Source organism: Streptomyces sp. NPDC050625, assembly GCF_040654755.1.
Taxonomy (GTDB): Bacteria; Actinomycetota; Actinomycetes; order Streptomycetales; family Streptomycetaceae; genus Streptomyces.
In genome coordinates, this window is the sequence record NZ_JBFAIQ010000015.1 from 102,738 (window position 1) to 128,324 (window position 25,587).

The 25,587-nt window shown below is 72.8% G+C and carries 23 protein-coding genes and 1 pseudogene; 10 read left to right on the plus strand and 14 right to left on the minus strand.

The window, feature by feature from the left end:
- The first annotated feature begins 113 nt into the window (after positions 1-113).
- Both mptB and AB0I54_RS28830 read left to right on the plus strand, forming a co-directional pair.
- Positions 114-1,508: a polyprenol phosphomannose-dependent alpha 1,6 mannosyltransferase MptB gene (mptB, locus tag AB0I54_RS28825; protein ID WP_363299075.1), complete on the plus strand. Its 1,395-nt coding sequence runs from the start codon at positions 114-116 to the stop codon at positions 1,506-1,508.
- Positions 1,505-2,881 carry a glycosyltransferase 87 family protein gene (locus AB0I54_RS28830; RefSeq protein ID WP_363299076.1) on the plus strand — a complete coding sequence of 459 codons (1,377 nt, stop codon included), beginning with the start codon at positions 1,505-1,507 and terminating at the stop codon, positions 2,879-2,881. Before mptB ends, AB0I54_RS28830 begins: the two co-directional genes overlap by 4 nt.
- Before the next feature lie 11 nt (positions 2,882-2,892).
- Here the strand turns inward: AB0I54_RS28830 and AB0I54_RS28835 are convergent.
- Both AB0I54_RS28835 and rho read right to left on the minus strand, forming a co-directional pair.
- Positions 2,893-3,744 (minus strand): annotated as a pseudogene (locus tag AB0I54_RS28835) (D-alanyl-D-alanine carboxypeptidase); the annotation flags it as partial.
- A 102-nt stretch (positions 3,745-3,846) separates the two neighbouring features.
- Entirely contained in the window at positions 3,847-4,995 is a 1,149-nt protein-coding gene (gene rho, locus AB0I54_RS28840) for a transcription termination factor Rho (RefSeq protein ID WP_363299077.1), read from the minus strand.
- Between the two features lie 489 nt (positions 4,996-5,484).
- On the opposite strand from rho, the gene AB0I54_RS28845 reads away from it, so the two are divergent.
- A complete protein-coding gene (locus AB0I54_RS28845) occupies positions 5,485-6,735 on the plus strand; it encodes a cytochrome P450 (RefSeq protein WP_363299159.1) in 1,251 nt (416 codons plus the stop codon).
- Here AB0I54_RS28845 and AB0I54_RS28850 read toward each other — a convergent pair.
- Entirely contained in the window at positions 6,704-7,102 is a 399-nt protein-coding gene (locus tag AB0I54_RS28850) for a nuclear transport factor 2 family protein (RefSeq protein ID WP_363299078.1), read from the minus strand. The two genes, AB0I54_RS28845 and AB0I54_RS28850, sit on opposite strands and share 32 nt — an antisense overlap.
- Positions 7,103-7,202: 100 nt before the next feature.
- Here AB0I54_RS28850 and AB0I54_RS28855 point away from each other — a divergent pair, with 100 nt between their 5' ends.
- Positions 7,203-7,928: a class I SAM-dependent methyltransferase gene (locus AB0I54_RS28855; RefSeq protein ID WP_363299079.1), complete on the plus strand. Its 726-nt coding sequence runs from the start codon at positions 7,203-7,205 to the stop codon at positions 7,926-7,928.
- A 27-nt stretch (positions 7,929-7,955) separates the two neighbouring features.
- Here AB0I54_RS28855 and AB0I54_RS28860 read toward each other — a convergent pair whose 3' ends face one another.
- From AB0I54_RS28860 to AB0I54_RS28885, 6 genes are all read right to left on the minus strand, one after another.
- Positions 7,956-8,699 (minus strand): GntR family transcriptional regulator, encoded by a 744-nt coding sequence (locus tag AB0I54_RS28860; RefSeq protein WP_363299081.1) that lies wholly within the window; start codon positions 8,697-8,699, stop codon positions 7,956-7,958.
- A gap of 145 nt (positions 8,700-8,844) precedes the next feature.
- A complete protein-coding gene (locus AB0I54_RS28865) occupies positions 8,845-10,011 on the minus strand; it encodes a serine hydrolase domain-containing protein (RefSeq protein WP_363299082.1) in 1,167 nt (388 codons plus the stop codon).
- A gap of 139 nt (positions 10,012-10,150) precedes the next feature.
- Positions 10,151-11,119, minus strand: coding sequence for an acetylxylan esterase (locus AB0I54_RS28870; RefSeq protein WP_363299083.1), 969 nt, complete (start codon positions 11,117-11,119; stop codon positions 10,151-10,153).
- A 172-nt stretch (positions 11,120-11,291) separates the two neighbouring features.
- A complete protein-coding gene (locus AB0I54_RS28875; RefSeq protein ID WP_363299084.1) occupies positions 11,292-11,879 on the minus strand; it encodes a hypothetical protein in 588 nt (195 codons plus the stop codon).
- A gap of 215 nt (positions 11,880-12,094) precedes the next feature.
- Positions 12,095-12,850 (minus strand): ferredoxin reductase, encoded by a 756-nt coding sequence (locus AB0I54_RS28880; RefSeq protein WP_363299085.1) that lies wholly within the window; start codon positions 12,848-12,850, stop codon positions 12,095-12,097.
- Complete coding sequence (locus tag AB0I54_RS28885; protein WP_363299086.1) at positions 12,843-13,448, minus strand: sulfite oxidase-like oxidoreductase; 606 nt, start codon at positions 13,446-13,448, stop codon at positions 12,843-12,845. Before AB0I54_RS28885 ends, AB0I54_RS28880 begins: the two co-directional genes overlap by 8 nt.
- Before the next feature lie 259 nt (positions 13,449-13,707).
- On the opposite strand from AB0I54_RS28885, the gene AB0I54_RS28890 reads away from it, so the two are divergent.
- Positions 13,708-14,448 carry a GNAT family N-acetyltransferase gene (locus AB0I54_RS28890; protein WP_363299087.1) on the plus strand — a complete coding sequence of 247 codons (741 nt, stop codon included), beginning with the start codon at positions 13,708-13,710 and terminating at the stop codon, positions 14,446-14,448.
- A 13-nt stretch (positions 14,449-14,461) separates the two neighbouring features.
- On the opposite strand, the gene AB0I54_RS28895 is transcribed toward AB0I54_RS28890, so the two are convergent.
- A complete protein-coding gene (locus tag AB0I54_RS28895; RefSeq protein ID WP_363299088.1) occupies positions 14,462-14,905 on the minus strand; it encodes a MarR family winged helix-turn-helix transcriptional regulator in 444 nt (147 codons plus the stop codon).
- Between the two features lie 283 nt (positions 14,906-15,188).
- Between AB0I54_RS28895 and AB0I54_RS28900 the strand changes: the two genes are divergently transcribed.
- A complete protein-coding gene (locus tag AB0I54_RS28900) occupies positions 15,189-15,965 on the plus strand; it encodes a putative protein N(5)-glutamine methyltransferase (protein WP_363299089.1) in 777 nt (258 codons plus the stop codon).
- Between the two features lie 28 nt (positions 15,966-15,993).
- Here the strand turns inward: AB0I54_RS28900 and AB0I54_RS28905 are convergent, their stop codons facing one another.
- Both AB0I54_RS28905 and AB0I54_RS28910 read right to left on the minus strand, forming a co-directional pair.
- A complete protein-coding gene (locus AB0I54_RS28905; protein WP_363299090.1) occupies positions 15,994-16,782 on the minus strand; it encodes a hypothetical protein in 789 nt (262 codons plus the stop codon).
- Positions 16,783-16,911: 129 nt separating this feature from the next.
- Positions 16,912-18,978 carry a SpoIIE family protein phosphatase gene (locus AB0I54_RS28910; RefSeq protein ID WP_363299092.1) on the minus strand — a complete coding sequence of 689 codons (2,067 nt, stop codon included), beginning with the start codon at positions 18,976-18,978 and terminating at the stop codon, positions 16,912-16,914.
- Between the two features lie 304 nt (positions 18,979-19,282).
- Between AB0I54_RS28910 and AB0I54_RS28915 the strand changes: the two genes are divergently transcribed.
- The 4 genes from AB0I54_RS28915 (at position 19,283) to AB0I54_RS28930 (ending at position 23,450) form a co-directional block, all read left to right on the plus strand.
- The gene (locus tag AB0I54_RS28915) at positions 19,283-20,170 is read left to right on the plus strand and encodes a hypothetical protein (protein ID WP_363299093.1); all 888 of its coding nucleotides are present in this window, start codon (positions 19,283-19,285) and stop codon (positions 20,168-20,170) included.
- A 145-nt stretch (positions 20,171-20,315) separates the two neighbouring features.
- The gene (locus AB0I54_RS28920; protein WP_363299094.1) at positions 20,316-20,684 is read left to right on the plus strand and encodes a hypothetical protein; all 369 of its coding nucleotides are present in this window, start codon (positions 20,316-20,318) and stop codon (positions 20,682-20,684) included.
- Positions 20,685-20,818: 134 nt separating this feature from the next.
- Complete coding sequence (locus tag AB0I54_RS28925; RefSeq protein ID WP_363299095.1) at positions 20,819-22,834, plus strand: NADPH-dependent 2,4-dienoyl-CoA reductase; 2,016 nt, start codon at positions 20,819-20,821, stop codon at positions 22,832-22,834.
- A gap of 40 nt (positions 22,835-22,874) precedes the next feature.
- A complete protein-coding gene (locus AB0I54_RS28930; RefSeq protein ID WP_363299096.1) occupies positions 22,875-23,450 on the plus strand; it encodes a PadR family transcriptional regulator in 576 nt (191 codons plus the stop codon).
- A gap of 49 nt (positions 23,451-23,499) precedes the next feature.
- Here AB0I54_RS28930 and AB0I54_RS28935 read toward each other — a convergent pair whose 3' ends face one another.
- Both AB0I54_RS28935 and AB0I54_RS28940 read right to left on the minus strand, forming a co-directional pair.
- On the minus strand, positions 23,500-24,051 hold the full coding sequence (locus AB0I54_RS28935) for a hypothetical protein (RefSeq protein ID WP_363299097.1): 552 nt from the start codon (positions 24,049-24,051) through the stop codon (positions 23,500-23,502).
- A gap of 195 nt (positions 24,052-24,246) precedes the next feature.
- On the minus strand, positions 24,247-25,239 hold the full coding sequence (locus AB0I54_RS28940; RefSeq protein ID WP_363299098.1) for a fibronectin type III domain-containing protein: 993 nt from the start codon (positions 25,237-25,239) through the stop codon (positions 24,247-24,249).
- Between the last annotated feature and the right edge of the window lie 348 nt (positions 25,240-25,587).

The following is a 25,587-nucleotide window of genomic DNA, read 5'->3' on the forward strand; positions in this document are numbered from 1 at the left end:
TTCCAGCCGTTTTCCGTCGCCGATCACGCTCCGGTCACGTGCAGGCCGCCCGCCGGAGGGTGGGGCGTCGCCTTCCGGCCATTCGGCGTTGACACGCTTCCCCAGTGTTGGCCATGGCTTTTCCCGTCGATCTCCGCCGCTGCCAGATACTCGGTCTGGCCGGCACCGCCTTCCTCGCGCTGGGGGGTGAGACCGCCGGCGCCCTGCCCGTCCGGGAACTGCTGGCCCCCGCCTCGGCGCAGGCGGCCCTGGGTCTGGTCGGGGTGTACTTCGGCGTCGTCCTGCTGATCGCGGCCTGGGTGCTGCTCGGCCGTCTCGTCCGCGGCGCCGAGCCGCCGGCCCCGCGCGCCCTGCTGCTCGTCCTGGCCGTCTGGGCGGCCCCGCTGCTGCTCGCACCGCCGCTGTTCAGCCGGGACGTGTACAGCTATCTCGCGCAGGGTGCCATGGTCGACGCGCACATGGACGTGTATGCGCACGGGCCCGCCGTGCTCGGCGGTCCGCTGGCCGACGAGGTCGCCCCCGTGTGGCGCAACACCGGGGCCCCGTACGGCCCCGCGTTCCTGGCCATGGCCTCGGCCCTGTCCGGACTGACCCGCGGCGAACTGCCCGCCGGGCTCGTCGGGATGAGGCTGGTCGCCCTGCTCGGGGTGGCCCTGATGGCGGCCGCACTGCCGCGGCTGGCCCGGCACAGCGGCGCCGACCCGGCCGCGGCCCTGTGGCTGGGCGCCCTCAACCCGCTGGTCCTGCTGCACCTGGTCGCGGGCGCCCACAACGACGCCATCATGCTGGGCCTGCTCGGGGTCGGCCTGGTCGCCGCGCTCGGCCGGTGGCCCGTCCTGGGCGCCGTGCTCGTGACCCTTGCCGCGCTGGTCAAGGCACCCGCCGCGCTCGGCCTGCTGGCGATCGTGGTCGTCCAGGCGCGGGCGGGCCGAAGTCCGGTGCGGGCGGTCCTGACGACGAGCGCCGCGGCCGGTGCCACCACGGTCGCCGCCACAGCCGTCGCCGGCACGGGCTACGGCTGGATAGGCGCCCTGGACACCCCGGTGTCCGCGCACAACTGGGCGCTCACCAGCCTGCTCGGCCGGGCCACCGGCGCCCTGCTCGACCACCTCGGCAGCGATCTGGCGCCGCTGGCCATTCCCGTCTGGCACACGCTCGGCCTCGTGGTCACCGCCGTCGCCGTCCTGTTCATCTGGCTGCGGCTGCGTCCGCGACCGGTGTACGCGCTCGGGCTGAGCCTGCTGGCGGTGGCCGCCTTCGGCCCGGCGATCCGCCCCTGGTACGCCCTGTGGGGCCTGTTCCTGATCGCGGCCGCCGCGCCGAGCACGTCGGTACGGCACCGGGTGGCCGCCCTGGCAGGGGTGCTCGCGCTCGCCGTCCTGCCCAGCGGCGGGCCCGCGGACATCGGCCAACTGGTGCTCGCCGTCTCCGGCGGCGTGCTGGCGGTGGTCGTCCTGTGGCAGGCCCACCAGGCGGCGCAGGCCCCGGCGCTGGGACGTACGGCATGAGAGCGCCCCAGACCGAACGCGGCCGGCTGGTCCTGATCGTCGTCCTCGCCGCCGTCGTCACCGTGTTCACGGCGACCGTGCCACTGCTGCGCGACTGGTTCGACCTGCGGGTCTACTACGGAACGGTGAACACCTGGGTCCACCACGGCGGCCGGATCTACGACTACCTGGTGCCCGGGACGGCCTACGGCTTCACCTACCCGCCGTTCGCCGCGCTCGTCATGCTGCCGATGGCCTTCGTGGGACTGCGCACGGCGATCGTCGCCTCCGTGCTGCTCAACCTGGCCGCGCTGGCCTTCGTGCTGCGCATCCTGGCCGGAACCGAGTGGCGACGGTACGGCTGGTACGGCTGGGCGCTGGCCGCCTGCGGGCTCGCGCTGTACGAACCGCTCCGTGACACCTTCAGTTTCGGCCAGGTGAACCTCCTGCTGCTGGCACTCGTGCTGGGCGACGGACTGCTGCTGGCGACCGGCCGCAGCCGCTGGGCGGGTGCCGGGATCGGCCTCGCCGCCGCGATCAAGCTCACGCCCGCCCTCTTCATCGGGCTGCTGCTGCTCGCCCGCCGGTGGCGGGCCGCGGGTCTGGCCACCGGGGTCGCCGTGGCCGCGACTGCGCTCGCGGCCCTGGCCGATCCCGGGGCCTCGCGCTTCTACTGGACCGAAGCGCTGTGGGACACCGGCCGGGTGGGCCGCCTCGACTATGTGTCCAACCAGTCGCTGCAGGGCGTACTTGCCCGGCTGGGCGCCGCGGACCGCCCGTTGTGGGCGACGGCGGTCCTGCTCGTGCTGTGCGTGTGGGCGTGGCGGACGCGCCGGGCCGTCACGGCGGGGGACTGGACGGCCGCCTTCGCCCTCACCGGTCTCGCCGCCTGTCTGGTCAGCCCGATCACCTGGGTGCACCACCTGGTGTGGCTGCTGCCGTCCTTCGCCGTGCTGGTCCGGGCCGGGCACCCGCGGGTGGCGGGCGCCCTGTACGCGGTGCTGTGCACCAGCGTGGTGTGGCTGTGGTTCGAGGACGCCTCCGGCATCGACGGATTCCTCGGCAGCAACGTCTATACGTGGATCACACTGGGCCTGCTCCTCGGGCTGCCGGCCGGTCAGCCGCGCGCGGACCGGCCGCCCTTGACCCGCAGCGCCAGCGCCAAGGCCCCGGCGCCGAGACCGGCGGCGCCGGCGATGACGCCGGTGCCGGGCCAGTCGGAATCGCCGTCGGGAACCGAGGACGCGGCCGCCGCCACCGCGCCCGTGGCCGATGAGGGCTTCGCCCGCAGCCCGTCCAGCGAGCCCACCGGATCGACCCGCCCGGCGGCCGCGAAACCCCAGTCCAGCAGTGCGCGCGCCTCCTCGTACACGGCGAACCCGCCGCCCTCCTGAGGGTTCATCACCGTCACCACGAGCGTGCGGCCGCCCTGGTGGGCGGCGGCGACCAGGGTGTTGCCGGCGTTGCTGGTGTAGCCGTTCTTGACGCCGATCAGACCGGGGTAGCGCGCCACGCCGTCCTCGCCGGTGAGCAGCCGGTTGGTGTTCTCGATGTCGAAGGACCCAGCGCCGTCCGGGAACCGGGCGTCGACGGTGGAGCAGTACCGGGCGAAGTCGGCGTTGTGCAGTCCGGCCCGGCCGAAGACCGCCAGGTCGTAGGCCGAGGACACCTGGCCGGGCGCGTCGTAGCCGTCGGGCGAGACGACATGGGTGTCCAGGGCTCCCAGGGCGCGGGCCTTGGCCTGCATGCCGGCGACGGTGCCGCGCACGCCGCCGTTGAGCGAGGCCAGCACGTGCACGGCGTCATTGCCCGAGCTGAGGAAGACCCCGCGCCACAGGTCGGCCACCCGGTACGTCCGTCCTTCCACCACCCCGACCAGGCTGCTGCCCTCGCCGACGTCCGCCAGTTCCTCCGGCCGCACCGTGTGCTGGATGCCGCCGGGCAGGACGGGCAGCACGGTGAGGGCGAACAGCGTCTTCAGGGTGCTGGCGGGCGGCAGCTTGCGGTGCGCGTCGCTCGCGGCCAGCACCTCGCCGGTGCCGGCGTCGGCCACCAGCCACGACAGCGCGGAGACCGCCGGGACCTCGGGCACCCCGGGGTGCGCTCTGACCTGTGTGCCGGACCGGTACAGGACCGCCGGCTGCGGTACCGCCGTTCCGGTGCGGGATGCGGCCGCGGCGGGCGTGAGCGCGAGGACGCCCGCCACGCACAGGGCACAGGCTGACACGGCCACCCGGGATGAGAATCCGATAGTCATATGGTCAACGTAGAAACGGTGCCGCTGTTCAGCGCGCTGCCAGGGCCGGACGGTGTCAGCGACAACCCGGATGCCGCACGGGCCGTACGGCGAACCCGCGCGCTAGCCCGTCGGCAGCGTCGGCTGGACGCGGCGCAGGAAGGTCGCGTTGTCCGGGGTCGCGCGCATCCGCTCCAGCAGGGTCTCCAGGTTCGCCGGACCGCCGTCCCGGGACTGCAGGGCCCGGCGCAGACCCCGTACGGCGGTCAACTCGGCGGGGGAGAGCAGGAGTTCCTCGCGGCGGGTGCCGGACGTGCCGAGTTCGACGGCCGGGAACACCCGGCGGGAGGCGAGCTCCCGGTCCAGGCGGAGCTCCATGTTGCCGGTGCTCTTGAGCTCCTCGAAGTAGAAGCCGTCGGCACGGGAGCCGGTGTCCACCAGGGCGGTGGCGAGGATGGTGAGCGAGCCGCCCTCCTCGGCCCGGCGCGCGGCGCCGAAGAACCGCTTGGGGCCGAGCAGCGCCGCCGCGTCGACGCCGCCGCTCAGGGTGCGGCCACCGGAGGCCGCCGCGTTGTTGTGGGCCCGGCACAGCCGGGTGAGGGAGTCGAGGAGGACGACGACGTCCTCGCCGTCCTCGACGAGCCGCTTGGCCCGTTCGATCACGAGTTCCGCGAGCGCGATGTGCTGCTTGGGCGCACGGTCGAAGGTCGAGGCGTACACCTGGCCGCGCACGGAGCGCCGCATCTCGGTGACCTCCTCGGGGCGCTCGTCGAGCAGCACCACCATCAGGCGGCACTCGGGGTGATTGCCGGCGACGGCGGCCGCGATCTGCTGGAGCAGCACGGTCTTGCCGGTCTTCGGCGGGGCCACGACGAGCCCGCGCTGGCCCTTGCCGACGGGCGCGAACAGGTCGGTGACGCGTCCGGCCAGGCCGGAGGCCGGGTGTTCGAGGCGGATCCGCTCGCGCGGGTGCAGGGGAGTGAGGTCCCGGAAGTGCCGGCGGCCGCGCAGTTCCTCGGGCGTACGGCCGTTCACGCGCCCGACCTCGGTGAGCGAGCGCTGCGCTCCGCGGACGCCCTCGACGAGGTCGCCCTTGCGCAGACCGTGACGGCGGATCAGTGCGGCCCCGACCTGGGGGTCGGAGGGTGAGGGCAGGCAGCTCTCGGCGCGCAGGTACCCCTTTCCGCCGGCGTCGATGTCGAGGACACCGGTGACGGTCCGGGGTGTCGCGGGCTGCTGCTGTACAGGGGGCTGTTCGAGTGTGGTGGTCATCGATGGTCCCTTCACGGACGGAAGACATGAGGAAAAGGGGGAGAGGGCCGCGAGAGGGAGGCGTACGTCCATGCCTCCGGGCGGCGGGAACAGCACCTCGGACGCGCTCGGACACGCTTGGCCACGAGAGACGCGAGGTGGTGCTGGGAAACCGATGCGCGCCGACCGGGATCGACGGACGGATCGGGGCGATGAGGAGAAACTGGCACCGGCGCCCACAAGGGGGCGTACACAAGTGCTGCCCGCAGAGTACCACTCGATGCGGCGGCACGCCGGTCAGTTGTCTTCAACGCGCTGTCGGCGCGAGCTATTCCCCTGTCGGCGGGATGAGTCGGATGAGCCGGATGACTCGGACGAGCCGGACGAGTTGTCGTGAATCCCGGTTCGGAAACAGGTCGGGTGAGCTTACGATCGGGCACGTCGCGTCCGGTCGTACGGCCCTCAGGAGAGCACCCGGTGGAGACCTCGCCCGCCATACCGCCGCACCGCATGGACCCCGGCGGCGGCTGCCCGCACGCCGACAACGCGCGGTTGCTGGCGCGCGGTGCCGTGGCGCCGGTCGTGCTGCCGGGAGACATCGAGGGGATGGCCGTACTCGGGCACGAGGCGCTCAGGGAGTTCCTTCAGCACCCCGATGTCGCCAAGGACGCACGGCACTTCACCGCACTGCGCGAGGGACGGATCGCCGAGGGCTGGCCGCTCGCGACCTTCGCGACCGTGCGAGGCATGACCACCGCCGACGGCGACGACCACCGCAGGCTGCGGTCGCTGGTGAGCCGGGCCTTCACCCCCCGCCGGGTCGAGGAACTGCGGCCCCGGATCGAGGAGTTGACGGCCTCGCTGCTCGACGACCTTGCGCGGGCCGCGGAGGCGGGTGACGGCGTCGCCGATCTCAGGCGGCACTTCGCGCTGCCGCTGCCGATGGGTGTCATCAGTGAACTCCTCGGCGTCGAAGCGGAGTTCCGGGACCGGCTGCACCGACTGTGCAGCCAGGTCGTGGCCACCGACATCGGACCCCGTGAGGCCGTCGCCGCCAACCGTGAACTCGTCGGCATCCTGGCCGCCATCGCCGCGGCCAAGGCCGAGCGGCCCGGCGACGACCTCACCAGCGCCCTGATCGCCGCCCGCGACGAGGACGGCGACCGGCTGGGCCAGGAGGAGCTGATCGGCACCCTGGTGCTGATGATCATCGCCGGGCACGAGACCACGCTGAACCTGATCACCAACGCCGTACGGGCCCTGTGCGGCCACCCCGGTCAGCTCGCGCTCGTCCGGAAGGGGGAGGCGAGCTGGCTGGACGTCGTCGAGGAGACGCTGCGCTGGGACGCTCCCGTCAGCTACTTCCCGTTCCGGTATCCCGTACGGGACCTGCCCCTGGACGGCACCCTCATCCCCCGGGGCACGCCCGTGCTCGCCGGGTACTCCGCCGCGGGACGCGACCGCGCCGCGCACGGGCCGGACGCCGACCGGTTCGACGTCACCCGCGCCGCCCGCCCGGACGCCGCACGGAACCTCTCGCTCGGGCACGGCGCCCACTACTGTCTGGGCGCGCCGCTGGCCCGGCTGGAGGCCACCGTCGCACTGGAGCGGTTGTTCACCCGCTTCCCCGGCCTGGCCCTCGCCGTGCCCGAGAGAGAGCTGACCCGTCACGCCAGTTTCGTCGGCAACAGTGTGCGGACGCTTCCCGTGCGTCTGCGGGGCGCTGCGCTCACGCCGATCGCGCCTCCGCCTCCTCGGTGATCAGGTCGAACTGCGCGCCCATGGCCTCCGCCAGGGCCTGGGCGCCCGACAGCGGGCGCACCATGACCATGAACTCGTCGATCAGGCCGTCCTCGTTCACATGGATGAAGTCGCAGCCGTTGATCTCCCGGTCGCCGACCCGGGTGGTGAACACCAGCGCGTGGTCGCGGCCGTCGGCGCCGGCGAGCTCACGGTCGTACCGGAAGTCTTCGAAGACCCGCAGGACCCCGCGCAGGATCGCCGCCGTGATGGCCTTGCCGGAGTAGGGCTTGAACACGACCGGGCTGGTGAAGACGACGTCCGGCGCCAGCAGCGCCTCGACGGCATCGAGATCGCGGGCCTCGACCGCCTCACGGAACGCTCGCATCGGCTCACCTCATAGTCAATTAGTTGATTAGATGCCGATGAGAATAGGCTGCGCTCGTTATCGTGTCCACAGGAACAGCACCGCCCCCTAGGCTGGCCGAATGTTCAGCCCCGAAGGACCCAGCCTCCGCGAGCTCGCCGTCCAGGCCCTGTCGTCCGTCGAGCGCGGCTACGACCTGCTGGCGCCCAAGTTCGACCACACCCCCTTCCGTACGCCGGACTCGGTGCTGGAATCCGTCGCCGAGGCGCTCACCGGGCTCGGCCCCTTCACGGACGGGCTCGACCTGTGCTGCGGCACCGGCGCCGGGACGGACGTGCTGGCGCGGGTGTGCCGGGAGAGCGTCACGGGCGTCGACTTCAGTGCCGGGATGCTCGACGTCGCCCGGCGGCAGCCCCGTCCGGAGGAGCCGCGGATCGCCTGGGTGCGCGGGGACGCCCGTGCCCTGCCCTTCGCCTCCGCCTTCGACCTGGTGGTGAGCTTCGGGGCCTTCGGCCACTTTCTGCCGCGCGAGCTGCCGGGGCTGTTCGCCCAGGTCCGCTCGGTACTGCGGCCGGGCGGTCGCTTCGCGTTCCCCGTGCTCGCCCCGCCCCGTCCGTCCCGTCCGGGTTTCTGGATCCTGCTCGGCTTCGACGCGGTCATGCGGGTGCGCAACGCGGTGTGGCGGCCGCCCTTCGTCATGTACTACCGGGCGTTCCGGTTCGGGAGTGTGCTGCGGGAGCTGGAGCGCGCCGGATTCGCGGTGGACCTGTACCCCCTGCCGGAGTTCGGACGGCGCGAGGACGGCAGCCCCCGCGCCCGGCTGGTGGCGGCGCGACGGCTGCCGTAGCCCGCGGCGTGCCTGGCGCGGGCGTGGTCAGCCCGCCGCCGGCAGGGTGAACTCGTAGATCAGCGCGTCCTGTTGGGCGTCCACCACCAGGTCGGTGATCTCCAGCGGGCGGGCGTACTGATCGTGCACGCGCCGGGTCACCCGGACCGAGGCGGCGTCGGTGGCCTGGGTGATGGAGTCCCGGTGGTGCAGGGCCAGGCCCGCCCTGCGCATCCAGTCGTAGGCCCGTCGCAGCTGCGCGGCGGCCGACCCGTCGGCGCGGTCGCGGTACCGGCCCAGCTCCTCCACCTCGGACAGCGCCACCGCCGAGAAGGACGTCACCGCGGCGCGCAGGGTGCGGCCGTCGGGCGCGGCCGACTCGTAGCGGTGCACCAGCGTCGGCCGGTGCGGGGCGAGCCCCAGGGCCGCGGCATGCTCCGGCGGCGGTGCCTCCCAGGTCACGGTGGCCCGGTCCACCGCACACGGGTCCGCGCTCCGAACGCCCACCGGGAAGGCGAGGGAGACCGGGTCCTCCACCGGTCGCCCGGCCAGTGTGGCGTGGCTGCCGCGGCGGTCGGTGGCGACCAGACCGTCCCGCCGCAGCACCTCCAGCGCCTGCCTGACGGTCTCCCTGCTGACCCCGAAGTGCTCGGCCAACTGCCGCTCGCCCGGCAGCCGTTCACCCGGCGGTACGGTTCCGTCGCGCAGCTCCGCCAGGAGCTTCGTCGCGATCCGCCAGTACAGGGGCTGGTCGTCGGTCTGCGGGTGGTCGTGAGGGGTGGTGCGGGCCATGCCGCGCCTCCTGTTGGTCACAAGACGTTTGGTCACACGACGTAGCCGTGCGGGCTCATTGCGCGACCACATCTAGCATTGGTCTAAACCATCAGGGAAGAGCAGCCCGGAGGTTCGGCCGAAACCGAACCGCGCGCGGTCCGTGTCAGAGCGCTCGGTACAGGGCGTCGACCAGTGCCATCTTCCGTGGGTCGTCGGCGATATGAGGCCCCATCCGGTTCATCGTGTAGCCCATCGACACCCCGGCGTCCGGGTCGGCAAGACCGCAGGAGCCGCCGAAGCCGTCATGTCCGAAAGCCCGCGGATCGGGTCCGTACGAACCGTTCGGTCCGCTGAGCCACAGGCCGAGCCCGACCTCCGTCTCGTGCTCGAAACCGGCCCCGAGTACGAGGTCGCGGCAGCTGCCCTGCCCCTCGCGCACCCGCTCGGCCGCCTCGGCGGACAGGATGCGCCGGCCGCCGTGGCTGCCCCGTCCGGCGAAGACGCCGTACAGCGCGGCCACGGCCCGCGCCGTGCCGTGGCCATTGGCGGCCGGGATCTCGGCCGCCCGCCACGCGGGCGTGTTGGCCTCGGCGGCGCCGGCGAGCGGATTGGCCAGCGCCGCGATTGCGGCCGGCGTCAACTGGCTGAAGATCGCGGCCTGTTCGCTGGAGTTCACCGCCCGCGGATGCACCAGCTCGGCCGCCCGCCCGGACTCCCTCTGCGGCAGGCCGATGGTGAAGTCGATACCGAGCGGCCCGGTCACCTCCCGCTCCAGGAAGGCCCCGGGGCGCAGCCCCGAGACCCGCCGTACGACCTCGCCGACGAGGTGGCCGTAGGTCAGGGCGTGGTACCCGGACACGGTCCCCGGCTCCCACCAGGGCTCCGTCGCCGCGAGCCGCGCAGTCGTCAGCTCCCAGTCGTAGAGCTGCTCCAGGGAGTGCGGTTCACGCAGGCCGGACAGCCCGGCCCGGTGCGACAGCAGATGCCGTACGAGGACCTTCTCCTTGCCTGCGGCGGCGAACTCGGGCCAGTACGCGGCCACCGGCGCGTCCAGGTCGAGCAGTCCCCGGTCGGCGAGGATGTGCGCGCACAGCGCCGTCGGGCCCTTCGTCGTCGACCAGACGTTGACCACGGTGTCCCGCTCCCACGCGCGCGTGCGTGCCGCGTCCGCCCAGCCGCCCCACAGGTCGACCACCGTCTCGCCGTCGACCGTCACCGCCACCGCGGCACCCAGTTCGTCCCGGTCCCGGAAGTTCTCCTCGAACGCCAGCCGCACCGCCGCGAAGCGCGCGTCGCAGTGACCGTGAACGTCTGGCTCGTGCTCGGACATGGGCCCTCCGTCGTCGCAGGGGGAAACCCGGGCCGCGCTGCTGCGGTCCGGGCCCCCTGAACGTACCGACTGGTCGGACTGGAGGGAAGGTGCCGGCCGGTCAGAGGAACAACGGCTTCCCCTGCCCGTCGTGCGCCGCTCAGGCGTGCGACCGCAGCCAGCGCATCTGCTCGGCCTGGTGGAAGGGGCCGCCGCCCTCGTGGTCGTTGAAGTCGTACACCTCGATGGCCTTGTCGTCGTGCGCCCAGGCATTGAAGGCGGCGAAGACCGTCGACGGCGGGCACGTCTGGTCCTCCAGCGCCGTCGAGAACAGCGCGGGGGTACGGCCGCGGGACGCGAAGTGGACGCCGTCGAAGTAGGAGAGCGTACGCAGCACGTCGTCGAACCGGCCGCGGTGCGTCTTGAGGTAGAGGGCTATCTCCCGGTACGGGTGACGGTCCGTCAGCGTCGTCGCGCGCGGGTAGTCGCACAGGAACGGCACGTTCGGGGCGACCGCCACCAGGTCGGGGACCAGACCGCCCACCGCGAGGGTGATCCCGCCACCCTGGCTCGAACCGAGCGCCACCGTGCGCGCCGCGTCCGTCAGCGGGTGCGAGCGGGCCGCCTCGACCGCGCGCACCGCGTCCGTGAACACCCGCCGGTAGTAGTAGTTCTCGGGCGCGTCGATGCCCCGCGTCATGAATCCGGGGTACGCTGGAGCGCCGCCCACCGGGTCGGCGGTGCCGCCCCCGCCGCCCCAGGCGCTGCCCTGCCCGCGGGTGTCCATCACGAAGTGCGCCCGGCCCGTCGACGCCCACAGCAGGTGCTCGTGCGGCAGCCCGCGCCCTCCGCCGTACCCCACGAACTCCACCACCACGGGCAGCGGCTCCTCGGCCCCCGCGGGCAGGAGCAGCCAGCCCTTGACCGGGTGGCCGCCGAACCCGGCGAACGTCACGTCGTACACCCGCACCGTCGCCAGACCGGCGTCGACCGGCTCGAAGCGGGCGTCCAGGTCGTGCTCGCGTGCCTCCTGGAGCGTCTTGGACCAGAAGGCGTCGAAGTCCTCGGGCTCCGTGGACTCGCTGCGGTACTCACGGAGCTCGTCGAGAGGAAGGTCGAACAGGGCCATCGCAACCGCCTTTGAGGAGTGATCCTGCGGATGATCACACCGTACGTGGGTGGTCGGAGGAGCCGAAAGGGCCCGGGTCGCCCGCGTCGGCGACGCCCCGGTTCCTCCGCCCCGGCACACACGCCCCGGCTCATACGCCTCGGCACACACGCCCCGGCTCATACGTCCCGGCTCATGCCGTCCAGCGGGTCCACTCCGGGCCCGTGCGCGCCCACTCCCGTTCCCACTCGGACATCCGGTGGCGGAGCGAGACCCGGCGTATGAGGCCGTGGCCGACGAGGGTGACGGCCGCCGCGCCGCCGGCCGCGCACACACCGACGGAGACGGTGTGCTGCCAGACCGCCACGTCGTTCGGCGGTGGGGCGACACCACGCCCCCGGGAGTCGAACCACACGTCCACCACATCACCCTGGCGCGTGCCCGCCGGGACCCGCGCCACGGCCGTGCGGGCCGCCGCGCCCGGCTGTTCCGTCCAGCGCACCGTCGCCCGGTAGGGGTGCTGCCGGCCGGTCTGCACCGAGGGGAGCTGCCGGGGCGTGCCGCCGATCACCTCGGCACGGACGCGATGCCGCTCGGCCCGCTGCGCCGCGGCCACCGTCCGGGCCCCGTCGTGGGCCCACAGGCCCACCAGCGCACCGGCCAGGGGCGCTCCGACCAGCAGCAGCACGGCGACGGTCAGCGCGATCCACGCCTCCACGACGTCCGACCGGCGCCGTAGCGGGTTGTCCCGCCAGCGCCAGCCGCGAACCCGGGTTCGCATGTCGACCTCCTCGCAGTCACCCATGCGAGCGTCCACACCGGAGTGGTACCCCGTACGGCGCAGTCGGCTCACCTCGCCGGAGGGACCGAGCGTGACAAGACCGTCCACAGCGACGCTCGACAGCCACTGGCATCCGGGCGTGCCGGCTTGCGGGTCTGCGCGTCTGCGGGTCTGCGAGTCCGTGGGGCCGTGGGTCTGCCGGAAACGGCGCGAGGTCAGCCGAAGCGTTCGATGCGGATACGGTCCACGGGCTGGCCCGCCGCCACGAGCAGCCGTGAGGCATGCTCGGCAAACCCGTTGGAGCCGCACACATAGGCTTCCCACCCACCGGTAGGCTGCTCGGCCAGGAGCGGCGCCACATGTGCGGTGGCCATACGTCCCACTGGCACACCGTCCGGCGCGCTACGGGTGAACACCGGTGTCGTCTCCGCGCCGAACTCGCGCGCGTAGATCAGCTCCTCGGGTCCGCGCGCGGACACCAGCAGTCGCAGCGGCACGGTGAGACCGCTCGCGCGGTGGTGCCGCACCATCGACATCAGCGGTACGACTCCGGAACCGGCGCCGATCAGGAGCGCGGGCCGGTCGCCGGGCCAGGCGAAGAAACCGCTCAGCGGGCCGCGCACCTCGACGGTGTCGCCCGGCCTGGCCACCGTGTGGAACCAGCCGGAGACCTCGCCGCCCTCGACATGATCCAGGGTCAGCTCGATGTGCCCGGAGTCGTCGGGTGCGGACGCGATCGAATAGTGGCGCTGCGCCACATAGCCGTCCTCGGCGGTGAGCCGCAGCATCAGATGCTGCCCGGGCAGATGCCCCGCCCAGTGCGGCACCGCGAACCGGAAGGTGGCGGCGTGCGGGGTCTCGCGCCGGATCTCCGTGAGGGTGGCCGGCTGCCATGCCGTCGCGGCCTGGCCGCTGACCGCGATGCGCCCCGGCACTGCGAAACGGGTGGGGGGAGTGAAGGTCTCAGTCACCGGAGTACCGCTGCTCCTCCCAGGGGTTGCCGCGCGCGTGGTAGCCGTTCTGCTCCCAGAAGCCCGGCGCGTCGTGGTCGAGCAGGGTGAGGCCCGCGATCCACTTGGCGCTCTTCCAGAAGTACAGGTGCGGCACCAGCAGCCGCGCCGGCCCGCCGTGCTCGGCCGCGAGCGGCCTGCCGTCGTACTCCCAGGCGATCCAGGCGCGTCCGTCGGTGAGGTCCGCGAGCGGGAGGCTGGACGTATAGCCGGTGTGCGAATAGGCCACGGCATGTGTGGCGGATCCATGGGGCCGCACCACACCGAGGAATGCGTCCAGCGAGACACCTCCGAACCGTACCCCGAACTTCGACCAGCTCGTCACGCAGTGGATGTCGCCCTCGTACACCGACCCTGGCAGGGCGTGCGCCTCGTCCCAGTCCCAGGTCCGCGGCTCGGCGACCAGTCCGTCCACGCGGAAGGACCAGTCGGCGGGCGCGAGGTCGGGGGTGACCTCGGCGGACAGGACGGGCCAGTCGTCGCCCGCGTCGTACTGGCCGGGTGGCAGCCCGGAGTTGGCGACGCGGGGGCGCCCGGTGAAGCCTCGGGTGACGTTCATGCTTCAACCGTACGCTGTCGCCGCCGGTGCTCCGTCCCTGGTCAGCGGCCCGTTCACGGCGGCCGTACCAAGTCTGCACGGGGCCGGGAATAGCCCTCGCGCGTTCGTCCTTGGCGCTGAGTGCCGGGATCGACCGCCCCGGCGGCAGCGTAGGGAGAGTGAGGAAGCAGATGCCAGAGGTGTATGTGTGCACGCGGTACGGCGGACCGGTGACCGCGGCGGCCGACGGGGGCGCCGGTGTGGCCGAGGCAGTCGCCGCATGAGCGACCCCGGCCTCGGCGGCGGCGTCCCGCACGTCCTCGACAACCCCGCCCTCGCCTCCCTGACCGGCCCGCACGCGCACTTCGCCGAGCGGCGCGGGCGTGTGCTGCGCTACCCGGTCGACGTGTCCCCGTGGCTCGCGCTGCCCGCCGAACCCGACGCGGACGACTGGGCCGATCTCGCCGCGCTGGCCGGGCCGGGCGCCGAGGTACCGCTGCCGGGCTTCCGGGGGCGGGTCCCCGCCGACTGGGAGATCACCTTCCGGGTGGAGGGCGTACAGCTCGTGGACGACGGCGTGGTCGCCGCGCCGGACGCGGAGGCGGTCCGCCTCGGTGCCGCCGACGTGCCCGAGATGCTCGATCTGGTCGAGCGCACCCGGCCCGGACCGTTCCTGCCCCGCACCATCGAACTCGGCACCTACCTGGGCATACGCCGCGGCGGCGCGCTGGTCGCCATGGCGGGGGAGCGACTCCGTCCGCCCGGCTGGACCGAGATCAGCGCGGTCTGCACCGACCCCGCCCTGCGTGGCGAGGGCCTGGCGACCCGGCTGATCCTCGCCGTCGCGCACGGCATCCGGGAGCGCGGGGAGACGCCGTTCCTGCACACCGGTGCGCGCAACACCCACGCCATCCGGCTCTACGAGTCCCTCGGCTTCCGGCTGCGCCGCCGCACGGCGTTCCTCGCGGCGCGGGCGCCGGAGCGGCTTGCGGACGGCCGGGAAGCCGTACCGGTGTCGTAGGGCGGGCGTCCGCTCAGTCGCGGTCGGCGGCCGGCGTCGGCCCCGCGTTGTACCGCTCCAGATACCCGGCGAACCGGATCAGGTCCTCCTCGGGCCAGTGTGCGAGCCGCTCCCGGAAGGCGGCCCGGCGGCTCTGGGTGACCTGGGCGAGGATCTCCTCGCCCGCCTCCGTCAGTTGCAGCACCTGGACGCGTTGGTCCTCCGGATCCGTACGGCGCTCGATCAGCCCGGCCCGCTCCAGCGCGGCCACCTGACGGCTGACCGTGGACTTGTCCAGGGCGTAGTGCGCGGCCAGGTCGGTGGCCCGGCAGCCGCCGCTCTCCTCCAGGTGCCCGAGCAGGGTGTACGACACCAGCGACAGCTCCGGGTGCATGCGTCCCGCCGAGGCGCGGGCCCGGCGGGCGAAGATCGTCATCTCGCGCTGGATGGTCTCGACGGCCGTCTCCGCTGCTGTCACGGGAATCACCTCCTCCACGTCCTAGTTGCATAGTACAACTTAAACTCTGGAGCCCCCTCCCGGACGGGGCCGAGGCGGAGGTCGAAGGGGCCGTCGGCGTCCGACCGTTGGGGTAGGGTTGCGGTCGGCCGCGGACCGTCCCGGCCGTGCGCCGCGAGGAGGTGAGACCCATTACCGCTGTGTCAGCTCGGGTGCTCTCTCCTCGACGTATTGCGGGTCACCGGCAGTAGGTGACCACGAGAGCATCCTTCGGCCCCAGGTCTCCGAAAGGCTCTCGGCTCTCATGCCCCCGTATTCCCCTGCCACCGTCGTCTCCGCGCTGCGCGCCGCCGGGTGTGTCTTCGCCGAGGACGAGGCGGAACTCATCCTCGCCACCGCCCGCACGCCGGACGAACTCGCCGCGATGGTGGACCGGCGCGTCGCCGGACTGCCCCTCGAACACGTCCTCGGCTGGGCCGAGTTCCACGGACTGCGCATCTCGGTGGGACCGGGCGTGTTCGTCCCCCGCCGCCGCACCGAGTTCCTGGTCGACCAGGCCCTCGCCCAGGCCCCGCACGCGTCCGTCGTCGTGGACCTGTGCTGCGGTTCCGGAGCGGTCGGCGCGGCCCTGGCCGCCGCGCTCGGCCGGGTGGAACTGCACGCCGCCGACGTGGATCCGGCCGCGGTGCGCTGCGCCCGGCGCAATATCGCCGCCTTCGGTGGGCATGCCCATACGGGCGATCTGTTCGACGCGCTGCCCGGCGACCTGCGCGGCCGGGTCGGCATCCTCGCGGCGAACGTGCCGTACGTCCCCACCGACGAGGTGGACCTCCTGCCGGCGGAGGCCCGCGACCACGAACCCCTCGTCGCCCTCGACGGCGGCGCCGACGGCCTGGGCGTCCTGCGCCGGGTCGCCGCCGGGGCACCACAGTGGCTCGCCCCCGGCGGCTGCGTCCTGGTGGAGACGAGCGAACGTCAGGCGCCGAGCGCCGTCGAGGCGTTCACCGAGGCCGGCCTGAGCGCCCGCCTCGCGGTGTCCGAGGAGCTGTACGCCAACGTGGTGATCGCCGTCCGGCCGTAGGCGCCACCCCGGACCGAGCCGTGTCGGCTCAGGTCGTCGTCCCGCTGCCCGTCGGACTCGGTGACGCGGTACGGTCCGGGTGGCCCCACCGCGGACCGCCGTGGCCGGGGAAGCCCCAGCGGCCGTCGTGCCGGTCCTCGCCCGGGCCCCCGCGGTCGAAGGTGCCCGCGACGGCGACCGCGGCGGTCCTCGTGCCGCTGTCGGAGCGCGTGCCGGCCAGGAACGCCTTGTCGCCCTTCTTCAGCGCGTCGGCGCCCTTGCCGGACGAGCCCTCGCGGTGCACCTCGGCGTCCGAGCCCACCGTCCAGGTCCACCGGGCGCCGTCGTCGCTCTTCACGGTGACCTGGTCGCCGTCCACCTTCTCGACCGTGCCCCGCTGCCAGGTCCGTACGACCCACTTCCCGGTGTCCCGGTCCTTGACCGTCGCCTCGCCGTGCACACCGCCCCCGCCGAGGCCGAACCAGCCGAAGCCGGGGCCGCGTCCATGGCCCTCCGGCGACGGTGACCCGGAGGGGGAGCCGGCGGCAGCGGGTACGACGCCGGTGTCCGGGCCGCCCGAGGTGGCGGCGTAGGCGACGGTGCCGCCGAGAGCCAGTGCCACGACCGTGGCCGCCACGGTCACCGCCCGGACCCGGGCCGACTGCCTCCGCCACCGTGCCCGCAGCGGCAGACCCGGCTCACGGTCCTGTCCCGGTCCGGCGATCACTTCCCATTCCCCGGCCGCCCGCGGCGGATGCGGGGGCATCGGCGGGATCGGCGGGATCGACTCCGCGGGCCCGTCGCCGGAGCCGTGCCCGTGATCCGGTTCGTGCGTCACTGCTCGCTCCCATCGGCCATGACACGCGGCATCCCGTACGCATGCCTCCCTGTGATTGTCCGATGACGCCGATAAGGGCCTGGTAACGAGTTGCTGTGAATCGGTCGGTCGGGCCGGTGCCCGCGCAGCTCAGGGCAGTTCCTGCGCCCGCGCCATCAGGAGTGCCACGTCGTCGTGGTTGTCGGGGTGGTGCAGGGTGCGCAGCAGCAGGTCGCAGGCCTCCTCCAGGGGCCGGGCCGGGTCGTCGAGGAGGGAGAGGAGGAAGTCGAGGCGTTCGTCGAGCGAGTGGCTGCGCGTCTCGACCAGCCCGTCCGTGTAGAACACCAGCTCGTCGCCGGGGGCGAAGTCGACCGTGGTGGTGGAGAACGGGACCCCGCCCACCCCGAGCGGCACGCCCGTGGGCAGGTCGAGCAGCTCGGGCGGGTGGCCGACGCGGACCCGGGCCGGGGGCAGATGCCCCGCATTGGCGATGCGGCACTGGCGCAGTCGGGGGTCGTGGACGGCGTACACACAGGTCGCGATGGAGTGGTCCAGGCCCGAGGCGATCTTGTCGAGATGCTCCAGGAGCACCGCGGGATCGAGGCCGAGCGAGGCCAGGGTGGTGGTCGCCGTGCGCAGCCGGCCCATGGTGGCGGCCGCGTTGATACCGCTGCCCATCACGTCGCCCACGACCAGCGCCGTCCTGCCACCCTCCAGCGGGATGACGTCGAACCAGTCACCGCCGACCTCGGTGGTGGCTCCCGCGGGCTGGTAGCGCGAGGCGACCTCCAGACCGGTCGTCACCGGCGGATGGCCGGGCAGCAGGCTGCGCTGCAGGGTGAGCGCGGTGTTGCGGGCGTTCTGGTACCAGCGCGCGTTGTCGATCTGCACGGCCGCGCGGGCGGCCAGCTCACGGGCGAGCAGCAGGTCGTCCTCGCCGAAGGGCGCCGGATTGCGGGTGCGTTTGAGGTCGAGGGCGCCGAGCACCTCGCCGCGCGCGATCAGCGGGACGGCCAGATAGGAGTGGACGCCCGCCCGGCCCAGCAGCACCGCCGACTCGGGGGAGCGGGCGATGCGGGGCAGGTGCTCGTCCTTCACCTGGGGTACCACCACCGGGCGGCCGGTCCGTACGCACTCGGTGATCAGGCGGTCGGGGGCGTACCGGACGAGCTGCCCGGGCGGGTCGGCGGCCTGGAGGGCGTCCTCGCCGTCCTCCGCCCGTACGGCGAGGGCGCGGATCACCGCGGGCTCGGAGGGGCCGAGCGTGCTGCGGCGGCCCTCGACCACCGCGTCGAGCAGGTCGACGGCTGCCACGTCGGCGAGTTCGGGCACGGCGACGTCGGCCAGCTCGCGGGCCGTGCGGTCCAGCTCCAGGGTGGTGCCGATCCGGGCGGAGGCGTCGGCGATGACGGCGAGGCGGCGCCGCGCGGTCTCGGCCTCGACCCCGGCCCGGTGCTGCTCGGTGATGTCCACTATCGAGGCCGCGACGCCGAGGACCGTGCCCATGGCGTCCTCCAGCCGGTACAGCGACACCGACCAGGTGCGGTCCTCGTCCGGATCCGCCGGGGTCCGGCCGACGGTGGTCCTGTCGACGAAGGGCTCTCCCGTCTCCAGGACCCGGCGGGCCGCCCCTTCCAGGGTGCCGGCGTCCACCAGCGGCAGCACCTCGGGGACCGTCCGTCCGACGTGGTCCGCGGCGGGAACTCCGTTGATCTTCGCCAGTGCCGGGTTGACCGAGACGTACCGCAGTTCGGTGTCCAGCACGGCCAGCCCGATCGGCGACTGGTTCACGATCCGCTCGGACAGCGCCACGTCCTGTTCGAGACGGCGCACCGTCGACCGGTCGGCCGCGAGACCCAGCGCGTACACATCGCCCTGGTCGTCCAGCAGACGCATGTTGCGGAACTCCACCAGCCGGGTGCCGCCGTCCTTGATCCGGACGGGGAAGGCGCCGGCCCAGCTCTGCCCGGTGCGCATCACGTCGGCGAACAGCTTGCCGACCAGCTGGATGTGCTGCTCGTGCACCATCAGACGGGCGGCGTACTCGCCGAGCGCCTCCTGGGCCGAGTAGCCGAACAGCTCCTCCGCCTGCGGGCTCCACAGCACGATGCGCCCCTCGGCGTCCAGCACCACCGAGGCCACGCCCAGCACGTCGAGCAGACCGCTCGGCCGCACCGGCCCGCCGCCCTGGGCCACCGGAGCCTCGGCTGCATTCATTCCACGCACCGCCTTCGACGGACCGTACGGCACGCCGCCCCGTGTGCCGACTCCCCTTGTTCTACCGCGCTCACACCGAATCTCCGACGCCGCCGACGAGTGTCTCCACCATCCCTCAACACGGCGGCGGGCGTCCGGAGAAGCCGCGAGGACGCGGCCACGCGGGCGTATGACCTGTGCCACGCCGCGGGGTGGACAGGTCCGGCCTGTTCATCCGCCGTTCCACTATTGGTCTGTACATGACTAGTAGGCGCCGCCAGACTGTCGGCCGAACGCCCCCACCCCGGATCCGAGGAGCAGCCCCATGCCCGCGTCCACCGCCCGGCAACGTTGTCACAGGGTCCTGACCGGACTCGTCACCCTCGCCACCGCCCTCGTCGTGTCCCTCGGCGCACCCGCCACGCCCGCCTCGGCTGCCGACACCTGGACCGAGGCCGGTTCCGACCGCGCCGACCCGCTCACCGAGAGCCAGGGCCTGACCTCGGTCGAGGTTCCGGCCGGCAGCCCCAACCGGTACACCGGCATCGGCACCGTCCCGTCCGGCGTGAGCGGCCGAGGCTGGAACCACGTGGGCGACCCCGACGCCTCCTACGACGGCTACTACGTCGAGCCGTACCAGCGGGACTCCGGCAGCACCAAGATGTTCCGGGCGCAGGCGCCGGGCGGTGCCTGGTCGGAGTACGTCCACACGCTCGACGCCGGGGAGGCCCTGAACAACGCCTGGGTCGCCATTTCGCCCGACGGCCAGTGGATGCTGGCGGGCGAGTACGGCACGATGAGCCGGTTCCTGGTCTTCCCCACCCCCGGGGCGAACCCGGCCACCTCGCCCTCGGCGAACCTCCCGCAGGTGTCCACCGTCAACCTGGACCATGCCGTGCGTGACGTCCAGGGCTGCGACTTCTCGGGCCCGACGACCCTGCTGTGCTCCTCCGACGACCCCGCCGGCACCCTCTTCGGCATCACCAAGCTCCTCCTGCGGATCGACCTGTCCGGCCGGCCGAACGGCACGGCGGACGTCTCCGGCCATGTCACGGCGCTGCGGCAGCTCCCGCTGCGCAGCTCCTGCTCGGGCACCTTCGAGTCCGAGGGCATCGACTACGACCGTCGCACCGGCACCCTGCGGGTGATCGTGATGTCGCCGGGCTTCTGTGTGCTCACGGACAGCAAGACGTACCGGTTCACCCGCGGCTGAGTCCTCGGCTGGGTCTTCGGCCAAGTCCTCGGCGGAGTGCCGCGACGGGTGGTGCGCGCCCGGAAAGTGGTGGTTTTCTTGGGGTGTGGCGCGGTTCGCGGGGAACCCGCGGTACCGCGCCGTCGCCATGAGAGGAGCGATCACGATGGCCCCTGAGCGAACGCACGACGAGTCCGTCTCCGTCGAGATCAGCGGATGCAGCAAGGAAGACGCCCGGATCGTGTTCGACGCGCTGTGCACGTGCTTCGAGTCCGACCGGTGCGCCGAGGACGTGCCGCAGCAGCTCCACGAGACGCGTCCGATGGTGTGGCTCGGCACGTTCGAGGTCACGGACGCGCACGAGTGCGCGATTCCCGCACGGCTCTCGTCCACCGTCGAGGCCGACGCGCATGGCGGCTACTGGGCGATCGACCGGCTCCGCACGACCCTGGACTCCCTCTTCACGGTGCGCAACCTGTCCTCCGCCTCGGGCGACCAGGAAAAGGAGCTGCACGTCCTGCTCGAAAGCAGGTGACCTGGGCCCGGCCGCACCGCGCGCGCAGTCGCGGAGTGGCCGGGCTCACCTCCCTCCGTTTATGCAACTAGTTGCAAAAGGCGCCCGCCGTCCTCTACAACAGAGGCGACGACACCGCGCGCACGGAGGGCCCGATGAGCCGCTACCCGCACCTGCTGAACCCCCTCGACCTGGGCTTCACCACCCTGCCCAACCGCGTGCTCATGGGCTCCATGCATGTGGGCCTGGAAGAGGCCGAGCGCGGGTTCGAGCGCATGGCGGAGTTCTACGCCGCCCGCGCGCGCGGGGGAGTGGGACTGATCGTCACCGGCGGCATCGCACCCAACGACGAGGGGCGGCCGTACGAGGGCGGAGCCAAGCTCACCACCGAGGCGGAGGCCGAGCAGCACGCCGCGATCACCGAGGCGGTGCACCGCGAGGGCGGGAAGATCGCGATGCAGATCCTGCACTTCGGTCGGTACGCCTACCACCAGGACCTGGTCGCACCGAGCCCCCTCCAGGCGCCGATCAGCCCCTTCCCGCCGCGCGAGCTCACCGACGCCGACATCGAGCGGACGATCGAGGACTACGCGCGCGCCGCCCGCCTCGCCCGGCAGGCCGGCTACGACGGCGTCGAGATCATGGGCTCCGAGGGCTATCTGATCAACGAGTTCATCGCCGCGCAGACCAACCACCGCACCGACCGCTGGGGCGGGTCGTACGAGAACCGGATGCGGTTCCCCGTCGAGATCGTCAAGCGTGTGCGCGAGGCGGTCGGCGAGGACTTCATCATCATCTACCGGCTGTCCATGCTCGACCTGGTCCCGGGCGGCTCCTCCTTCGACGAGGTGATCACGCTCGCCAAGGCCGTCGAGGCGGCCGGAGCGACGATCATCAACACCGGCATCGGCTGGCACGAGGCCCGTATCCCCACCATCGCCACCTCCGTCCCGCGTGGCGCGTACACCTGGGTCACCAAGAAGCTCATGGGCGAGGTGTCCGTGCCGCTGGTGACCACCAACCGCATCAACACCCCTGAAATCGCCGAGGAGTTGCTCGCCGGCGGGGCCGCGGACATGGTGTCCATGGCCCGCCCGATGCTCGCTGACCCCGACTTCGTCAACAAGGCGGCCGAGGGCCGGCCCGAGGCCATCAACACCTGCATCGGCTGCAACCAGGCCTGCCTCGACCACACCTTCAGCGGCAAGATCACCTCCTGCCTGGTCAACCCGCGCGCCTGCCACGAGACCGAACTCGTCCTCTCCCCGACCCGGCGGCGCAAGCGCGTCGCCGTCGTCGGCGCGGGACCGGCTGGCCTGGCCTGCGCGGTGAGCGCCGCCGAACGCGGCCACGAGGTGACGCTGTTCGACGCCGCGAGCGAGATCGGCGGGCAGCTCAACGTGGCCCGCAAGGTCCCCGGCAAGCAGGAGTTCGACGAGACGCTGCGCTACTTCCGCCACCAGCTCGACGCGCACGCGGTGGACGTACGCCTCGACACCTGGGTCACCTCCGCGGAGCTGACCGACTACGACGAGGTCGTGGTCGCCACCGGTGTCACCCCGCGCACCCCCGACATCCCCGGCATCGACCACCCGCGCGTCCTCGGCTACCTCGACGTGCTGCGCGACGGCGCCCCCGTCGGCGACCGGGTCGCGATCCTCGGTGCCGGCGGCATCGGCTTCGACGTCGCGGAGTACCTCACCGACGGCGGCGACAAGGCGAGCGAGGACCCGGCGACGTACTTCCGCAACTGGGGCGTCGACATGGACTACCGGGCACCCGGCGGCCTCGCGGCGCCGCAGCGGCCCGCCCCGCCGCGCACCGTCCACCTGCTCCAGCGCAAGCCCACCAAGGTCGGCGCAGGCCTCGGCAAGACCACCGGCTGGATCCACCGCACCGAGCTCAAGCACCGCGGCGTCAGCATGGTGCCGGGCGTCCGCTACGACCGGATCGACGACGCGGGTCTGCATGTCACCGTGGGCGAGGAGAGCACGGTCCTGGAGGTCGACACCATCGTCCTGTGCACCGGTCAGGAGCCGCGCCGCGGCCTGTACGAGGAACTGGTCGCCGCCGGGCGCAGCGCGCATCTGATCGGCGGCGCCGATGTGGCGGCCGAGCTGGACGCCAAGCGCGCCATCAAGCAGGGCACCGAGCTGGCGGCGGCGCTGTAGGGGCCCGTGCGGCACGTCCGCGCGTCCCTAGGATGAGGCCATGTCACTCCCGCACGCGATCCTGACCGCCCTGCTCGAGAAGCCGTCGTCGGGGCTGGAGCTGACCCGCCGGTTCGACCGGTCGATCGGCTACTTCTGGTCGGCGACGCATCAGCAGATCTATCGCGAGCTGGGGAAGCTGGAGGCCGAGGGGTACATCCGCACCCTGCCGGCCGAGCAGCCGGCCCGTGGGCAGAAGAAGAGCTACGAGGTCCTGCCCGCGGGCCGCGCCGAACTGGCCCGCTGGACCGCCGCGTCCCAGGACCCCAAGCCGCAGCGCGACGTCCTGCTGCTGCGGCTGCGCGCGGCGGCGGTCGTCGGCACGGCGGGCCTCGCGACCGATCTGCGCCGCCATCTCGACCTGCACCGGCGCCAGTTGGCCGAGTACGAGGAGATCGAGCGGCGCGACTTCCCGCCCGACCGCGACACCCCGCAGGACCGGCTGCGCCATCTCGTCCTGCGGGCGGGCATCGACCTGGAGACCTTCTGGACGCAGTGGCTGACCCACGCCCTGAAGGAGTTCGACGAACTTCCGGACACGGCCGGGGAACGGCCGGGCGGCGGGGCCGCCGAATAGGCGAACAGGGTGCGCGGCACGGTTCGAGCCGCCCGCGGGCCCCGTGCGGTCAGAGCCGGTACGGCTTCGAGCGGCGGCGCAGGTACCAGCCCGTGGCGATGACGCCGGCGCCCACGAGCGCCGCGCCCACACCGATGGCGACCGGGCCGTAGTCCCGGGCCGCGCCGCCGAGTCCGCCCGCGACACCGCGGGTCGGGGCGGAGGTCGAGGACGTCTTGGCGGTCGACGAGGTGGTCGGGGCATTGGCGGGGGAGACGACGATGGACTGCGTGCCCGCGGTGCCGCCGTTCGAGCAGACGACCACGACGGTGTACGTCCCGGGGGTGATGCCCGACCAGGCGGCCGACTGGCTGATGCTCGTGCCCGCGAGCGCCGCCTGACGGCCCTGCGCGAAGTTCGCCTGATTGCTGCCCAGCAGGGACGCGTTGCCCCAGCTGCCGTTGATCTGGGTGCAGGCGCTGGTGACGACCGACACGGTCGACCCGATGGTGCTCACGGAGATCCCCGAGGCCGCGGCGGTCGGCCCGGCGAGCGTGGTCGGAAGGGCGGCGGCAGCCGCCAGGGTCAGGCCGGAGCGGAGGAGAAGTCGAGTAGTGCGCATTGGGCTGCCCTCCGGCGGCACGGTTGGCGGAACGTCCCATGCGCCGCCGAGGGTCGGGAAACGCCCGTGCTGCCTCGTCAGTAGCCAATGCGCCCCCGGCCTGTCCCGCATGCGGACCGCCCCCGACCGGGTGACGGATGCCGCCGTCCGGGGCGGGCGCAGTGCCCGGGGACGCCGGGGGAGAGCCTTCCGCCGTCAGGACCCGGCGCCGCCGCGCGCCCCCGTCGTCACCGTCCGCTCCGCGGAGAACCCGCCCCATGTGCCGTCCGGCAGCCGCGCACGGATCCGCACCCGGTGGACGGCTCCGGCGTCCCGTCCCGCGTAGAAGCTGTACGTCGCCCGGCCGCGTGGTGGTGTACCGCCCCAGACCAGGGACGTCGCCGGGCTGCCGTCCAGTTGGATCTGGTACTCCGTGATCACCCCGTCCGTGCGCGGCGGCAGCCAGGACAGGTCGATGTAGTACGCGCCGTCGGCACGGTGGGTCGTCGCACCGAATCCGGTGGGTGCCGTGTTCCGGCCGTCGTCGGTGCCCGGTGTGGTGAGCCGGACCGGGGCGCTCGCCGGGGAGAGGTTGTCGGCGGCGTCGCGGGCGCGGACGGTGAAGGTGTAGCGGGTCGCGGGGCGCAGCCCGGTGACGACCGTCGCGGTCTGGCCGCCGCCGACGCTGTGGATCCTCGTCGTGCCCTGGTAGACGTCGTACGAGACCACCGCCCGGTCGTCCGCCGACGCCGCCCAGGACAGCTGGACCGCCCGGGCGGCGACCGTGCGGCCCGCCGCATCGCGCGGACGGGTCGGCGGTGAGTGGTCCGCCGTGACGACGGCCGGGGTCCTCGCCCGGACCTCCCGGCTGCCCGGTCCGAGGCGCCCGTCCTTGTCCCGGGCCCGCACGGTGAAGACATACACGGTGGACGGCCTGAGCCTGATGACGTCCACCATGTGTTCCGAACCGGGCACTTCCCGGACCTTTGTGGTGCCGCGATATATCTCGTACGCACGGATGCCGGGGCCGTCGGTCACCGCGTTCCACATGACGTGGACGCTGGTCGCGCTTCCGGCCGTGGCGGTGACGCCCGTCGGCGCGCCGGGCATCCGCCCGCTCTCGCCGTCGGCCGCGCCGCCCCAGCCACAGGACGCGACCAGCAGCAGGACGCCGGCGGCCACGAATGGCGGAACGTCAACGCGTCGCACCGCTCTGCCTCCCAAAGGACGGCATGATGACTGTGACAGCAAAGGTCCGGACCAATATGACCCCGTCGATGCGATCGCAGCAAGAGGGCGGCCGCATTGGTGACGACCCGGGAAAGTTACGTATGCTGAGATTCCTCTCGGCTGAACTCCCCCAGAGGACAGGGGAGTTCATGCCTGTGGCGCGGAACGCTGTCGTCGCTGATCCCGCGCCGACGCGGGTGGCCGGGGTGGCCTGGGCCGACATCGGCTCAGCTCCCCGGCCCCTGTCGTCAATCGACGGAACGTCAGACCTCTTGGAGCCGGATCGGGCCAGGTGGCCGTCAACGTTCCCAGGAGAGGTTCCCGCAT

Bases quoted from the DNA above. Each gene is read 5' to 3' on its own strand.
- AB0I54_RS28890 (WP_363299087.1), top strand. From the start codon at position 13,708: ATGAGCGACCCCGGCCTCGGCGGCGGCGTCCCGCACGTCCTCGACAAC.
- AB0I54_RS28830 (WP_363299076.1), top strand. From the start codon at position 1,505: ATGAGAGCGCCCCAGACCGAACGCGGCCGGCTGGTCCTGATCGTCGTC.
- AB0I54_RS28900 (WP_363299089.1), top strand. From the start codon at position 15,189: ATGCCCCCGTATTCCCCTGCCACCGTCGTCTCCGCGCTGCGCGCCGCC.
- AB0I54_RS28845 (WP_363299159.1), top strand. From the start codon at position 5,485: ATGGACCCCGGCGGCGGCTGCCCGCACGCCGACAACGCGCGGTTGCTG.
- mptB (WP_363299075.1), top strand. From the start codon at position 114: ATGGCTTTTCCCGTCGATCTCCGCCGCTGCCAGATACTCGGTCTGGCC.
- AB0I54_RS28920 (WP_363299094.1), top strand. From the start codon at position 20,316: ATGGCCCCTGAGCGAACGCACGACGAGTCCGTCTCCGTCGAGATCAGC.
- AB0I54_RS28855 (WP_363299079.1), top strand. From the start codon at position 7,203: ATGTTCAGCCCCGAAGGACCCAGCCTCCGCGAGCTCGCCGTCCAGGCC.
- rho (WP_363299077.1), bottom strand. From the start codon at position 4,995: ATGACCACCACACTCGAACAGCCCCCTGTACAGCAGCAGCCCGCGACA.
- AB0I54_RS28870 (WP_363299083.1), bottom strand. From the start codon at position 11,119: ATGGCCCTGTTCGACCTTCCTCTCGACGAGCTCCGTGAGTACCGCAGC.
- AB0I54_RS28930 (WP_363299096.1), top strand. From the start codon at position 22,875: ATGTCACTCCCGCACGCGATCCTGACCGCCCTGCTCGAGAAGCCGTCG.
- AB0I54_RS28935 (WP_363299097.1), bottom strand. From the start codon at position 24,051: ATGCGCACTACTCGACTTCTCCTCCGCTCCGGCCTGACCCTGGCGGCT.
- AB0I54_RS28885 (WP_363299086.1), bottom strand. From the start codon at position 13,448: ATGAACGTCACCCGAGGCTTCACCGGGCGCCCCCGCGTCGCCAACTCC.
- AB0I54_RS28865 (WP_363299082.1), bottom strand. From the start codon at position 10,011: ATGTCCGAGCACGAGCCAGACGTTCACGGTCACTGCGACGCGCGCTTC.
- AB0I54_RS28915 (WP_363299093.1), top strand. From the start codon at position 19,283: ATGCCCGCGTCCACCGCCCGGCAACGTTGTCACAGGGTCCTGACCGGA.
- AB0I54_RS28875 (WP_363299084.1), bottom strand. From the start codon at position 11,879: ATGCGAACCCGGGTTCGCGGCTGGCGCTGGCGGGACAACCCGCTACGG.
- AB0I54_RS28850 (WP_363299078.1), bottom strand. From the start codon at position 7,102: ATGCGAGCGTTCCGTGAGGCGGTCGAGGCCCGCGATCTCGATGCCGTC.
- AB0I54_RS28860 (WP_363299081.1), bottom strand. From the start codon at position 8,699: ATGGCCCGCACCACCCCTCACGACCACCCGCAGACCGACGACCAGCCC.
- AB0I54_RS28910 (WP_363299092.1), bottom strand. From the start codon at position 18,978: ATGAATGCAGCCGAGGCTCCGGTGGCCCAGGGCGGCGGGCCGGTGCGG.
- AB0I54_RS28925 (WP_363299095.1), top strand. From the start codon at position 20,819: ATGAGCCGCTACCCGCACCTGCTGAACCCCCTCGACCTGGGCTTCACC.